This window comes from Christiangramia portivictoriae DSM 23547 (genome assembly GCF_000423045.1).
GTDB classification, from domain to species: domain Bacteria; phylum Bacteroidota; class Bacteroidia; order Flavobacteriales; family Flavobacteriaceae; genus Christiangramia; species Christiangramia portivictoriae.
Genome location: NZ_AUHF01000001.1, coordinates 917,883 through 930,961, shown reverse-complemented (window position 1 = coordinate 930,961; position 13,079 = coordinate 917,883). Strand labels below are relative to the sequence as shown.

General features: G+C 38.8%; 13 protein-coding genes and 1 tRNA gene. 8 read left to right on the top strand and 6 right to left on the bottom strand.

Annotated elements, in window-relative coordinates:
• Positions 1–6 precede the first annotated feature (6 nt).
• Positions 7–774: a DUF3667 domain-containing protein gene (locus G529_RS0104375; protein ID WP_026914388.1), complete on the top strand. Its 768-nt coding sequence runs from the start codon at positions 7–9 to the stop codon at positions 772–774.
• Here G529_RS0104375 and G529_RS0104370 read toward each other — a convergent pair.
• A complete protein-coding gene (locus tag G529_RS0104370) occupies positions 771–2,537 on the bottom strand; it encodes an ABC transporter ATP-binding protein (RefSeq protein ID WP_026914387.1) in 1,767 nt (588 codons plus the stop codon). The genes G529_RS0104375 and G529_RS0104370 overlap by 4 nt on opposite strands.
• Complete coding sequence (gene truA / locus G529_RS0104365; protein ID WP_026914386.1) at positions 2,527–3,282, bottom strand: tRNA pseudouridine(38-40) synthase TruA; 756 nt, start codon at positions 3,280–3,282, stop codon at positions 2,527–2,529. The genes G529_RS0104370 and truA overlap by 11 nt, the downstream gene beginning before the upstream one ends.
• 106 nt (positions 3,283–3,388) lie before the next feature.
• Between truA and G529_RS0104360 the strand changes: the two genes are divergently transcribed.
• Positions 3,389–3,877, top strand: coding sequence for a metallophosphoesterase family protein (locus G529_RS0104360; protein WP_026914385.1), 489 nt, complete (start codon positions 3,389–3,391; stop codon positions 3,875–3,877).
• 62 nt (positions 3,878–3,939) lie between these two features.
• Here G529_RS0104360 and G529_RS0104355 read toward each other — a convergent pair whose 3' ends face one another.
• Positions 3,940–4,350: a DUF4293 domain-containing protein gene (locus G529_RS0104355; protein ID WP_026914384.1), complete on the bottom strand. Its 411-nt coding sequence runs from the start codon at positions 4,348–4,350 to the stop codon at positions 3,940–3,942.
• A gap of 193 nt (positions 4,351–4,543) precedes the next feature.
• Between G529_RS0104355 and rho the strand changes: the two genes are divergently transcribed.
• On the top strand, positions 4,544–6,244 hold the full coding sequence (gene rho / locus G529_RS0104350; protein WP_026914383.1) for a transcription termination factor Rho: 1,701 nt from the start codon (positions 4,544–4,546) through the stop codon (positions 6,242–6,244).
• Positions 6,245–6,651: 407 nt separating this feature from the next.
• Here rho and G529_RS0104345 read toward each other — a convergent pair.
• Both G529_RS0104345 and G529_RS0104340 read right to left on the bottom strand, forming a co-directional pair.
• Positions 6,652–6,727: transfer RNA gene (locus tag G529_RS0104345), tRNA-Gly, on the bottom strand.
• A gap of 46 nt (positions 6,728–6,773) precedes the next feature.
• On the bottom strand, positions 6,774–7,226 hold the full coding sequence (locus G529_RS0104340; protein WP_051201353.1) for a GNAT family N-acetyltransferase: 453 nt from the start codon (positions 7,224–7,226) through the stop codon (positions 6,774–6,776).
• A gap of 38 nt (positions 7,227–7,264) precedes the next feature.
• Between G529_RS0104340 and G529_RS0104335 the strand changes: the two genes are divergently transcribed.
• Genes G529_RS0104335 through G529_RS0104325 form a run of 3 tightly spaced genes read left to right on the top strand, consistent with a single transcriptional unit; the run spans position 7,265 to position 9,751 of the window.
• On the top strand, positions 7,265–7,825 hold the full coding sequence (locus G529_RS0104335; protein WP_026914381.1) for a ClpP family protease: 561 nt from the start codon (positions 7,265–7,267) through the stop codon (positions 7,823–7,825).
• 1 nt (position 7,826) lies between these two features.
• A complete protein-coding gene (locus G529_RS0104330; protein WP_026914380.1) occupies positions 7,827–8,108 on the top strand; it encodes a GNAT family N-acetyltransferase in 282 nt (93 codons plus the stop codon).
• An 11-nt stretch (positions 8,109–8,119) separates the two neighbouring features.
• A complete protein-coding gene (locus G529_RS0104325) occupies positions 8,120–9,751 on the top strand; it encodes a L,D-transpeptidase family protein (protein ID WP_026914379.1) in 1,632 nt (543 codons plus the stop codon).
• Here the strand turns inward: G529_RS0104325 and G529_RS0104320 are convergent.
• Positions 9,748–10,479 carry a murein L,D-transpeptidase catalytic domain family protein gene (locus G529_RS0104320; RefSeq protein WP_026914378.1) on the bottom strand — a complete coding sequence of 244 codons (732 nt, stop codon included), beginning with the start codon at positions 10,477–10,479 and terminating at the stop codon, positions 9,748–9,750. The two genes, G529_RS0104325 and G529_RS0104320, sit on opposite strands and share 4 nt — an antisense overlap.
• 226 nt (positions 10,480–10,705) lie before the next feature.
• Between G529_RS0104320 and G529_RS0104310 the strand changes: the two genes are divergently transcribed.
• Both G529_RS0104310 and gpmI read left to right on the top strand, forming a co-directional pair.
• Positions 10,706–11,476, top strand: a complete 771-nt coding sequence (locus tag G529_RS0104310) for a M48 family metalloprotease (RefSeq protein WP_026914377.1) — start codon at positions 10,706–10,708, stop codon at positions 11,474–11,476.
• 80 nt (positions 11,477–11,556) lie between these two features.
• On the top strand, positions 11,557–13,074 hold the full coding sequence (gene gpmI / locus G529_RS0104305) for a 2,3-bisphosphoglycerate-independent phosphoglycerate mutase (protein ID WP_026914376.1): 1,518 nt from the start codon (positions 11,557–11,559) through the stop codon (positions 13,072–13,074).
• Positions 13,075–13,079: the final 5 nt, after the last annotated feature.

Genomic DNA, 13,079 nt, shown 5'->3' with positions numbered 1-13,079 from the left:
ACACGTATGACGAATTGCAAGAATTGCGAATTTGCCATTTCAGAAGAACAGAATTACTGCTCCAATTGTGGAGCAAGGATCATACGCAACAAACTTAGTATTAGCTACCTTTTAGGAGAATTCTTCGAATCTTTCTGGAGCATCGATTCCAATAAACCAGTACTTACTTTTATTGATCTCTTCCGAAGACCCATTGATGTGATCCAGGGTTACATTGACGGCCTGCGTAAGAAATATATCAATCCATACGGTTACTTCACGATTGCGCTTACCCTTACCGGATTGTACACCTTTATCAACCTGAAATATTTTCCTGAATATTTAGAGACCGGCGGAAGCTTTGAAGTGAATGACGGAGAGCGCGATATCACCAGAGAGGTCACTACCGCGATCATGGAACACATGAATCTTATCACGTTCCTGTTCATTCCAGTACTCACTCTTTATTCCCGGCTAGTTTTTCTGAAAAACAAGAAGTATAATCTGGCGGAGCATTTGATCATTCATCTTTATGCCTATTCTCATATAAGCATTGTGTTCGCGATTTTAATCATCATCTCCTTCAGCAATCGGTCCTTGTTTGCGGTAATGAACTATGCCAGCATTCCTTTTTACATCATTTACTACAGCATCATTTTTAAGAAAATGTACCAGCTAACATTCTGGAAATTGCTTCAGAAAAGTTTATTGTTCTTACTTTTAGTACTGCTAATTTTTGTGGTGGTTAGCCTGGTACTTGGCTTTTACATGGCGAAATTGAAAGGCGTGATCTAAATGCTTTCTTCTTCCTTAAACTGAACTTCATAAAGCTTGCGGTAGTATCCTTCTATTTTTTGCAGCAAACTTTGATGATTCCCAATTTCCACAATTTTACCCTGGTCCATTACTATGATCTTATCGGCTTTTTTGATGGTCGCGAGTCGGTGCGCGATCACTATGGAAGTTCTACCTTCAGTAATCTTGTCTGTCGCATCCTGTATGAGTTGCTCGCTGTAACTATCTACGGAAGAAGTTGCTTCATCCAGCACAAGAATACTTGGATTGCTTACATAAGCCCTCAGGAATGAGATCAACTGCCGCTGGCCTGAAGAAAGCATCGCCCCACGTTCCTTTACATTATAATAATATCCACCAGGAAGAGAATCTATAAACTCATGAATTCCGATTTGTTTCGCTGCGCTTATGACATCCTCATCTGAAATATCAGGATTGTCTAGATTAATGTTATTCATGATTGTATCTGCAAACAGGAATACGTTTTGAAGTACGACTGCGATCTGTGATCTCAAAGATTTAAGTTCAAGGTCTTTTATATTATGACCATCGATTTCGATGACTCCGCTATCTATTTCATAAAATCGGCTCAATAGGTTAATAATGGTGGATTTTCCCGCACCGGTTGCCCCGACAATGGCCACTGTCTCTCCAGGTTCCACCCTGAAAGAAATTCCCTTGACAACTTCTTCATCTGGGACATAGCTAAACCGCACTTCTTTGAATTCGATCTCTCCCTCAAGTTGTTCTACGGAAATGATTCCGTTATCTTCAATCGTGGATTTCGTATCCAGAATACCAAACACACGGTTCGCCGCTACCATTCCCATTTGCAACGTATTGAACTTGTCAGCAATTTGGCGTAATGGTCTGAATAACATCTGACTCAATTCTATAAACGCAACGATAATACCTAAAGACATGTCATCACCGGCAACTACCCGAAGCCCTCCAAACCATACGATCAAACCAATGGTGATGGAGGTAGACATTTCAGCAATAGGAAAAAAGATGGAGTTATACCAAACTGTTTTTACCCATGCTTTTCTATGTTTGTCATTGATCTTTTTAAAGTTTTCATATTCGGTTTTCTCACGGGTAAAAAGCTGAACGATCTTCATCCCAGTGATACGTTCCTGTACGAAAGTATTTAAATCTGCCACCTGGGTTCTAACTTCTTCAAAAGCTAGCTTCATTTTCTTTTGAAAAACCCTTGTTGCATAAATGATAAATGGCAGAACTGTAAGTACGAGCAAAGTAAGCTCCCAGCTTTTATAGAACATCACTCCAATCACTACCAGCATTTTCAGTAAATCTGAAATGATCATAAAAAGTCCCTGGCTAAAAATACTGGCGATGGTCTCAATATCACTTACCGCCCTGGTCACTAATCTTCCAACTGCAGATTTATCATAATACTGCATTTTAAAGCCAAGCATATGCTTGAAAAGTTTGACCCGCAAATCACGAACAACCTCCTGCCCTAGCCAGTTTGCATAATAGATAAAGCAAAACTGAAAGATCACTTCCAGCACCAGCACCCCTGTCATTAAGCTTACATAATATATAAGACTGTCAAAGTCTGCAGGGATCAGGGCTTCATCTACAGTTTCCTGCAATAAAATAGGCCTTAGAACTCCAAATAGAGAAACAAGGATGGCCGCAACACCTACAAAATAAAATATTCGTTTATAGGGATTGGTATATCCAAGCAATCGCTTGAATAGCGCCATATCAAATGCATTTCCTGTATTAGATGCCATCTAGTTCTCTTATCGTTTCAGGATACTTGATCCTGGTTAAATATAATCCATGTGCCGGAACCGAAGTTCCAGCTTTTCCCCTGTCTTTACTTTTGATCACCTCGTGCATATAGTCCACCGGTTGTTTTCCCTGACCAATTTCAAGCAGAGTTCCTACCACTGCGCGTACCATATTACGCAAAAATCGATCGGCAGTAATATGAAAAATCAGCTTTCCGTTCTTAGATTCCCATCTCGCATCATCAATCCGGCAGTTATAGGTATGCACATCTGTCCGGGATTTGGAAAAACATTGAAAATCTGAATATCTTTTTAGGATTTCAGCAGCTTCGTTCATTTTTTCCAGGTCAAGTTCATAGCGAAAAAACCACGCTCTCTCATAGGCAAAAACATCTTTATACTGAAGTAAATGATATTCGTAACTTCTTGCCACAGCATCAAATCTCGCATGGGCTTCCTTTGCTACCGGAAAAACTTCAGAAATAGCAATATCCTTCGGAAGCATGGAATTTAGCTTATAAGCAAGTTCTTCACAATTAAGTTCTTCCGAAGTATCAAAATGTGCAAACATTTCACGCGCATGCACACCGGCATCTGTTCTACCAGCACCTACGATCGCTACTGAAAATGGTAACACCTTGCCTAGGTTTTGTTCAATAACCTCCTGAACACTAATAGAATCAGGTTGATTTTGCCAGCCGTGATAAGCTTTACCGAAATATGAGAGCTTCAGGAAATACCTCAAGTCAGCTTTATTTTTATATTAGCGAAGTGCAAAGATAAGGCAATTATAGCAAGGAAAAAGGGCTGATTTCGCTTCCTTTGTTAAACGACTTTTAAAACTGAAATTATTGAAGAAGATCCTATTACTAAGTGACACTCATAGTCATATAGACGACAGAATTCTACATTATGCCGGGCAGGCAGATGAAATATGGCATGCGGGAGATATTGGAAAAACAGAGGTTACCGATAAACTGAAAGAAATCGGGCCGCTTCGAGCAGTGTACGGAAATATTGATGATGCTGAAATACGTAAAGAATTTCCTTTAAATGAGCGCTTTACGTGTGAAGAGGTAGATGTCTGGATCACGCATATAGGCGGCTATCCGGGAAAATATTCTCCGGCAATTCGCGAAGAGATCAGGCAACACCCCCCAAAACTGTTCATTTGTGGTCATTCCCATATCTTAAAAGTGATGAACGATAAAAACCTCGGACTATTACATATGAACCCAGGTGCCGCCGGAAAACATGGATTCCACAAGAAAAGAACCATGCTACGTTTCCAGATTAATAAGAAGGAAATCAAGGAACTGGAAGTTATTGAATTAGAATAATTAAAAAACCCGAAGCTTTCACTTCGGGTTTTTCACGCACTAATACTACTAAGATGATAGGCTTATCGTAATCGATCTACAGATTTTACGAGATCTTCGTCCTTCTTGATGGCCTTATTGGCCAAAACAATAAAAACGATAGAAATAATAGGAAGAAACATCCCAATACCTTTCTCTGAGATATCCATCTCTCCAGGTAAAGTTAGAGACCAATAAACAAACACTCCTAGTAAAAAAAGATTTAATATGATATTCAAACGCCCCAATACAAATTGAAGCTTTCTATTTTTAAACATGATGACACTCACCAGCGAAATAGCTGCTGATGCAAGAAACATTCCCAGGGCGATCAAAACTTCGTGAGCATAGACAAACTCACCAGCTGAATTCTCCCACAGCGGAAGAGCAAAGATGAGGCCGGCACTCACAATAACCGCTAATAATAACCAAATAGTCTGTATTCTCTGAAGCATATTTCCTGCGATTGCGGCACAAAAATAAAAGATTCTTTTTAGAATCATTGTGTAAAAGAATAAAATAAAGTTGTATAATTGCAGTAACAATGCGTAACCTATTCAATACGGGTTACTTAAGTCTCCAAAACTTTTTATTCTTCTTCGAGAAGTTTTTAAATCAATCCAATCTTATAATTATTTCACTGAATACATGTTCGAAATTTCAGAATTAAAAGCTAAAAAGCTTCCTGAACTTAAGGAAATTGCTCAATCACTCAATGTTCCTAAGTATAAAACTTTAAAAAAACTGGATCTTGTATACCAGATCCTGGACTACCAGGCAGCTAATCCAGCAAAAGTAAAAGAAGTACTTACAGAAGAGAACGCTGAACCAGCTAAACAGGAAACCAAAAAACCTTCCAAGGTTGGAAGTGATCAGAAACCTGCCAAAACCCCTGCGAAACCTGCTGCAAAAGTACCAAGACCATCCAGGAAAGAGTCTGATCCAAAGGATAATAAAAAGGAACCAAGACAGAAAAGTACACGAGAGCGTAGTTCTTCCAGTTCAAAAACTGATGATCGTAAAAAAAGCGACAATAGAAATGATAATCGCAACGACAGTCGCAACGATCGCAATCACAACAATAACAGCAATAGCGGAAACAATAAGAATGACCGTAACGATAACAGAAATGATCATCGTAACGACAATCGCAATGATAACCGCAATGACAATAAAAAAGGTAATAACGGAAATCGGGATAATCGCAACAGATACCGTGAGCCAGATTACGAATTTGACGCGATCATCGAGAGCGAAGGTGTACTGGATATCATGCAGGATAATTATGGTTTCCTGAGATCTTCAGATTACAACTACCTTACTTCTCCTGATGATATTTATGTATCCCAGTCACAGATCAGACTTTTCGGATTAAAAACTGGAGATACCGTTCAGGGACAAATAAGACCACCAAAAGAAGGAGAAAAATATTTTCCGCTTATCAAGATCAATAAGATCAATGGTCTGGATCCACAGGTTGTAAGAGACAGAGTTTCTTTTGAGCATCTTACACCACTTTTCCCAAAAGAAAAATTCAACATTGCTGAAAAGCAGGCTACAATCTCCACCAGAGTGATGGACCTGTTTTCTCCAATTGGTAAAGGACAGCGTGGAATGATCGTATCCCAACCAAAGACTGGTAAAACAATGTTGCTGAAGGATATTGCCAATGCTATTGCGGCAAATCATCCCGAAGTATACCAGATCGTACTGCTTATCGACGAACGTCCTGAGGAAGTTACAGATATGCAGCGTAACGTAAAAGGTGAAGTAGTTGCTTCTACTTTTGATAAGGAAGCTCACGAGCATGTTAGAGTTGCGAATATCGTTCTTGAAAAAGCAAAAAGATTGGTAGAATGTGGACATGATGTTGTTATTCTACTTGATTCCATTACCAGACTGGCACGTGCTTATAACACAGTTCAACCTGCCAGTGGTAAGGTGCTAAGTGGTGGTGTAGATGCAAATGCACTTCACAAACCAAAACGTTTCTTTGGTGCGGCCCGTAACATTGAAAATGGAGGCTCTCTATCTATTATCGCGACCGCTCTAACAGAGACAGGATCAAAAATGGATGAAGTGATCTTTGAAGAATTTAAAGGTACCGGTAACATGGAACTACAATTGGATAGAAGAATTTCCAACCGTAGAATTTTCCCAGCGATCGACCTTGTTTCTTCAAGTACACGAAGAGATGACCTGTTGCTTGACGAGAACAATGTAAAACGCATGTGGGTATTACGTAAATATCTTGCTGACATGAACCCGATAGAAGCAATGGAATTCATCAATGACAAGATTAGAAACACTAGAAATAACGAAGAGTTTTTGATTTCCATGAACGGATAATTAATTCTTTCTTCTAAAAAATCATTAAAGCCTGAAACTCTAGTTTCAGGCTTTTTTTATGAGATAAGATTAATTTAGAAAAGAGAATTTCGTGTTCAGGTAGAATCAATGTCAGCAGATCTTTTAAAAGTATAATATCTTGATCCTTCAATTTAAGATATAAGAATTTTAAGTATCAGTAAAATTACGTTAATTAAAAGTCTTAAAACTAAAATTTACAATACTTTAAAGTATAGGTCAGGTTGAGGAAGATAGATAAACACCAGTTCAGTAGTACCTTGAAAGAATTAGACCCCAAATGGTTATTAAGCTTAATAAGCCCAGAACTGAAAAAATACGGAAGCTACCTACTATCGAGAGATAGTTTATAGGTTTAAAACAAAAAAACCCTGTCGATTGACAGGGCTTGGAGCGGGAGACCGGGTTCGAACCGGCGACATTCAGCTTGGAAGGCTGACGCTCTACCAACTGAGCTACTCCCGCATGCGGCGGCAAATATAAATGCTTTCTTTTTTCTGATCAAAAGAAATTAAAGTTTTTTTAGAAAATGATACCCACGAATCACGAATCCCAGATTCATGTAAAATTTATGTGATCTAAAGTTCTCTACATAACTGTTCAATTCAATAGTTTCACACTGCTTTTTTATCGCGTACTGCTCTATAAATTGAAACAACTGCGTACCAACCCCTAATCCCTGCAAATTTTCATTTATATAAATATGATCAACCTCACAGGTTCTTCCAGCATAGTGGCGCGTCATAAACCAAAGTCCAAACACCCCCACAAGTTCCCCGGATTTGTAAATACCGAAACACTCATAATTCTGCTCAAACATTTCCAACAGTCTTTCCTGCAATGTTTCCATAGATAGAGCCTGCGACTGCAATTTTTCAAGGTATGGAAGGACCTGTAAATATTCGGTTTTTAAAATCTTGTTAAATGCCAGTTGCATACCCGCCTTTTCCGTAAAAATAGTCATATTTTTATCTATTACTTCAATTACTACAAATAAGAAATATGGATACATCTAAGAATAAGCCTGGTAAGATCCAGGATCTAATCGACAATAAATTTCTGGAGGAACGTAAAATCTATCTCTGGGGAATGGTAAATGATAAGTCAGCAAAGCACGTGATTGACCGGCTGGAATATCTGGACCTTATGGGAGACGGGGAGATTCAGTTATTCATCAATAGCCCGGGTGGTTACGTTACCGATGGTTTTGCAATTTATGATACAATCATGAGCATCAAATCACCGGTCTCAACAATTTGTACGGGTCTGGCAGCCTCCATGGGATCTATACTACTTTCCGCAGGAGAAAAAGGGAGACGCTTTATTCAACCTCACGCGAAGGTGATGATCCACCAGCCAAGTGGCGGAGCAAGAGGTCAGGCTTCTAATATAGAAATTGCCGCAAATGAAATATTGAAAACCAAGCATCTAAGCGCTGAAATTCTCGCTAAAAATTGCGGAACAACTACTGAAAAAGTTCTGAAGGATTTTAATCGCGATTACTGGATGGACGCAGATGAATCTTTGGACTACGGAATAGTAGATGGAATTTTTAGAAAATAATATGGAAATAAAACACAAAGAAAGCGATAGCCGCGGGATGTTCTACATTGAGAAAGAGAACAGTCTTGTTGCTGAACTTACCTATCACAAAAAAGGTGATGTGATCACAATAGATCATACAGAGGTGAAGAGAGAGATGGAGAACCAGGGAATTGGTTCAAGCCTGCTGAAGGAAAGTGTTGAATTTGCCCGAAAGCATAACCTGAAGATCGATCCGCTTTGCCCTTTTGCTGAAGTAAAATTTGACGAAAACCCTGAGTATTCAGACGTGCGAGTTTCCTAGTCTCATGAAGCATGAAAATTAGACTACTCGTAATAGGCTTCATTTTGGGAATGTCTTTTTCATCCTGTAAAGATGAGGCGTCACCCAAAGGTATCGAAGAGCGCAACGAAGTTGAAGAAATCAAAGAACTGAGTTCTCAGGATGATATTGAAGATTTTTTTGACGATAACGATAGCACTTCAGCAAGTATTAAAAATTATAGTAGCGTGAATTCCTTTTATAGTCAAAGGGAATTCATGCCTTTTTGGAACACAAAAGAAGCTCGCGAAGATCTTTTCCGAAGTATAGAAACCATAGAGTATGATGGTTTGTTTTTTGAAGACTACCATGGCGAAGAATTACAACAATTACTTTCCTCACTCAACAGCGAAAATGAAGAAGAGAGTCTGAGAGCTGAAATTCTTCTTACCGATGCCTTTATCGATCTTTCTCATGACCTGGCTGTAGGTAAGCTAAATCCAAAGGAAATCTACGAAATCTGGGGTACAGAGTTAAACACTGTAAATACTGAAAGCTTACTAAAGAAACTGGAACAGGGAGAAAAAGCTTCTGCTATTTTGAAAGAACTTACTCCAGATCATATCGTATACAAAAGTCTGAAAAAAGCCCTTCAGGACTACCGCGATAACGGAATTATGGAAAATTCTTCAACCGTGATCCCAACTGGCAAACTCGTAAAACCTGGAGAAACTAATGATAGAATACCTTCTGTTGCAAACCGACTATTTGAACTTGGATATTTTACAAAGAATCCAGACTCTGTAAACACCAGGTACACAAAAGATATACAAACTGCGTTAGAAGATTTTCAAAAGGATCATGGGCTCAATGTTGATGGCATGATTGGAAATACTACCGTTGAGAACCTGAATCTTACCACAGAAGACCGCTACCATCAAATTCTTGTGAATATGGAACGTTGGCGGTGGTACCCAAGAGATCTTGGTGATCATTATATCATTGTGAATATTCCAGACTATAAATTACTTGTGGTTAGGAATGGTGACACCATCAGGAACTATAAAACGATGGTTGGGACCGAAGCTAGAAAAACACCTGTGTTTTCAGATGAGATCGATTACATCATTTATAACCCTACATGGACCATCCCTCCTACTATCTTGAAAAACGATGTTATTCCAGGTGCTTCCAAAAGCCTGGGATATCTGAAAAAGAAAAACATCAAAATGTATAACGGGAGTGGACAGGAAGTAGATCCCTCTACGGTGAATTGGAATTCTTCCAGCCCAAGATCCTATACGTATCGCCAGCCGGCAGGACCGTCGAATCCTCTGGGACTGGTCAAGATTATTTATCCAAATGAGTATATGATCTACCTTCATGACACGCCTTCCAAAAGTTTGTTCGAAAAAAATGCCAGGGCTCAAAGCTCTGGATGTGTTCGGGTTGAAAATGTACTGGAACTTGCCGGGTATTTGCTTAAAGATCAGGAACAATATACTCAGCAGAAAATTGATGACATTCTCAAATCTGGCAAAACTACACAGATCGCCATGAAGCAGAAAGTTAAGGTACATCACTTCTACTGGACCACTTATCAGGAAAATGATACCACCAGGTTTATTGATGATATTTATGATCTTGATAAGAAGCTTTGGGAAAAACTAAAGCCTAAGGCTTAAGAATTCAAAAAGCTGGATGATTGTAAATAATTTTGATTTGATCTGTGGATAAAGACTACAGATTTGCCTTTAATTTTATGAATTAGATCCTTGGCAATTGTATTTGGGACAGCAGGACAACCATAACTTCTTCCCAGCCTTCCCAGTCTATCAATGAATTCTGGCTCTGCATAATCTGCCCCATGAATAACCACATATCTTTTTCTAGCATTGGAATTAAAATTCTTCTCCATGCCATCAATAAATAATGAAAGACCATTTTTTCCGAAGTATGTCTCACCAGTGACATAGAAACCGAGCGAGCTCTGAAGTGAATTCACAGTGTTCGAGAATTTGTTAGCAAATTCAGCGCCTGTATTTTTTCCGTGTGCTACGTAAGTATTGTATTCCACCTCTTCTGTATCCATATTAAGGATCCACATCCTTTTCTTGGTTGAAGAAAGATCAAAATCTACAATAGTAAGTAAAGAATTACTGATTTTTCCAGCTTCATCCAGCTTCTGATAACCTTTGATCGCCTTTTCAAAAACTGATAACTGTGGCATTGTATTGTTTTTCATTGAAAAACTTTCATACAGAGCAACTGTTCTTTCTTTATCAGTTAATTCTACCTCCTCTACTAATGCAGGCTTTACGTCAACTTCAGTTGTATTATCAATTTCAGGTGCATTACTGAAGGCAAATGAGAAAATTAGTGCCCCGATTACCGTCATAATTCTATACTTCATATAATTCTCTTTTTTAGGTTATTTGTTAAATAAATCCAAAAGTCTTGCCAACATACTAAAATTCAATTTTAATTTCAAATATTGCCTCCATTTAACATTTGAAGATTCTGACTGTACGGTAAACCCATGGTTTTATAAGCTTTTGGTACATTTTGAAAACGGTGAATCTGCTTAAGAATTGTTTCGAATACCATCGAGAAGTGTTAAATTTTAAAACGATAATTACATGAGATTAGGTAAAACTCTGTTAAGGTTGATCATAGGCTTGATCATCGTTCTATTCGGCACCTTCAAATTCTGTTCATCTTCAGAAGAGAATCCCGTTACCGGAGAAAAACAATATGTAGGTCTTTCTGCAGAGGAGGAAATTTCTTTGGGACGACAATCAACACCAAAGATGATCGAACAATATCAGGGCCTGCATCCAGATTCTGACGATCAAAGATTGGTGCAGGAAGTTGGTAAAAAAATATCCACGAATAGCATGGCTTCTTCATCTCCTTATGAATTTAAATTCTACTTGCTTGCAGATGAAGAAACCGTCAACGCCTTTGCGTTGCCTGGCGGCCCCATATTTATCACGTATGCTCTCTTTAAAAAACTAGAGGATGAAGATCAACTGGCAGGTGTCCTAGGACATGAAATTGGTCATGTGATATCAAGACATTCAGCAGAAAGAATGGCAAAACAAGGATTTACCAATAGCATATTAACCGGTGTGGCAGTTGGTTCTGAAAGCGGTGGCGCAACTCAGACGGCCGCGGTCGCCGCCAATCTCGTTAATATGAAATACGGTCGAGGAGACGAATTAGAGAGTGATCATATCGGGGTCAAAATAATGCTGGAAGCAGGCTATGATCCGGAAGCTTTAATTGGAGTGATGAAAATACTGGAAAGTTCATCTGGTTCATCCCGATTACCAGAGTTTCAAAGCACACACCCAAATCCCAAAAACCGTATTGAAAAAATTAAGGAAGCTATTGAAATGTACCAATAGTTTTAATAAAACATTATAGTAAGGCCTTCAGCCAATCCCTGTAATTGTTTTTATCTTTATCGCCTAAACTACGACTATCAATGAATAAAAAAGTTCTCCTAATGATTCTGGATGGCTGGGGTATTTCTGATAACGATGAAATATCTGCGGTTGCTAAAGCCAACACTCCATTTATGGATTCGCTGCCTGAAAGATTTCCACATGCTACTTTAAGAACAGATGGCCTAAATGTTGGTCTTCCGGAAGGTCAGATGGGTAATAGTGAGGTAGGACATATGAATCTTGGAGCCGGAAGAGTGGTATACCAGGATCTGGTAAAAATCAACATGGCGGTAGAAAAGAATACCTTAAAAGATGAACCTGTTCTGGAATCGGCATTTAGTTACGCAATAAAAAACGACAAACCCATTCACTTTATGGGATTACTAAGTGATGGTGGTGTGCATTCTCATATCGATCATTTAAAAGGTTTATTATCTGCTGCTGAGGAAGCAGGAGTTCAGAAAAAATTTGTGCATGCTTTTACAGATGGCCGTGACGTAGATCCACATTCTGGTAAAGGTTTTGTGGAAAATTTGCTCCCGCATCTCAAATCCACCAACACAGAACTAGCATCTGTTATAGGTAGATATTATGCCATGGATAGAGACAACCGTTGGGAAAGAGTCGAAAAAGCTTATGACCTGATTGTAAAAGGGGAAGGTAAAAGCACACAGGATATCATCTCCACAATTCAGGAAAGCTATGACGATGATATTTCCGATGAATTTATTGAACCAATAGTGCTTACAGATCATGATGGCAATCCTGTTGCCAGGCTAGGAGAAAAAGACGTCGTTATATATTTCAACTTCAGAACAGATCGCGGAAGACAATTAACTCAGGCCCTGTCGCAGGATGATTTTCCAGAGTACGAGATGCAGAAAATGACACTGTATTACGTAACAATGACTAAATATGATGACAGGTTTGAGAATGTAAATATCATTTTTCAGAAGTCAAATATCAAAGCAACCTTGGGTGAGGTCCTGGAATATGAGGGCAGGAAACAGATTAGAATTGCTGAAACTGAAAAATATCCCCATGTAACCTTTTTCTTTTCAGGAGGCCGAGAAAAGCCTTTTGCAGGAGAGCGAAGATTGATGTGTGATTCTCCGAAAGTTGCGACTTACGATCTTCAGCCAGAAATGAGCGCTTATGACATTACTGATAAGATCGTTCCAGAGTTGGAGGAAAAGTCGGCAGATTTTATATGTCTGAATTTTGCGAATCCTGATATGGTAGGTCATACCGGAGATTTTGATGCAGCTGTAAAAGCATGTGAGACCGTAGATATTTGTGCAAAGAAAGTGGCAGAAACTGCTTTTGATAATGAATATTCTGTAATCATTATCGCAGACCATGGGAACAGTGAAACCATGATTAATCCGGATGGCAGTGCGAATACAGCTCATACCACCAATCCCGTACCTTTAATTTTAATGGATAAAGACATAAAGTCGATAAAAAATGGTAAGCTTGGGAATATTGCTCCGACTATTCTAAAATTGATGGGGATTACCCAACCAGATCTAATGACCGAAGACTCTTTAATTTAAATTTT

What these genes read in the sequence shown, in the direction of transcription:
- G529_RS0104375 (WP_026914388.1), top strand. Translation starts at nt 7, where the DNA reads ATGACGAATTGCAAGAATTGCGAATTTGCCATTTCAGAAGAACAGAAT.
- G529_RS0104370 (WP_026914387.1), bottom strand. Translation starts at nt 2,537, where the DNA reads ATGGCATCTAATACAGGAAATGCATTTGATATGGCGCTATTCAAGCGA.
- G529_RS0104355 (WP_026914384.1), bottom strand. Translation starts at nt 4,350, where the DNA reads ATGCTTCAGAGAATACAGACTATTTGGTTATTATTAGCGGTTATTGTG.
- rho (WP_026914383.1), top strand. Translation starts at nt 4,544, where the DNA reads ATGTTCGAAATTTCAGAATTAAAAGCTAAAAAGCTTCCTGAACTTAAG.
- G529_RS0104340 (WP_051201353.1), bottom strand. Translation starts at nt 7,226, where the DNA reads ATGACTATTTTTACGGAAAAGGCGGGTATGCAACTGGCATTTAACAAG.
- G529_RS0104335 (WP_026914381.1), top strand. Translation starts at nt 7,265, where the DNA reads ATGGATACATCTAAGAATAAGCCTGGTAAGATCCAGGATCTAATCGAC.
- G529_RS0104330 (WP_026914380.1), top strand. Translation starts at nt 7,827, where the DNA reads ATGGAAATAAAACACAAAGAAAGCGATAGCCGCGGGATGTTCTACATT.
- G529_RS0104325 (WP_026914379.1), top strand. Translation starts at nt 8,120, where the DNA reads ATGAAAATTAGACTACTCGTAATAGGCTTCATTTTGGGAATGTCTTTT.
- G529_RS0104320 (WP_026914378.1), bottom strand. Translation starts at nt 10,479, where the DNA reads ATGAAGTATAGAATTATGACGGTAATCGGGGCACTAATTTTCTCATTT.
- G529_RS0104310 (WP_026914377.1), top strand. Translation starts at nt 10,706, where the DNA reads ATGAGATTAGGTAAAACTCTGTTAAGGTTGATCATAGGCTTGATCATC.
- gpmI (WP_026914376.1), top strand. Translation starts at nt 11,557, where the DNA reads ATGAATAAAAAAGTTCTCCTAATGATTCTGGATGGCTGGGGTATTTCT.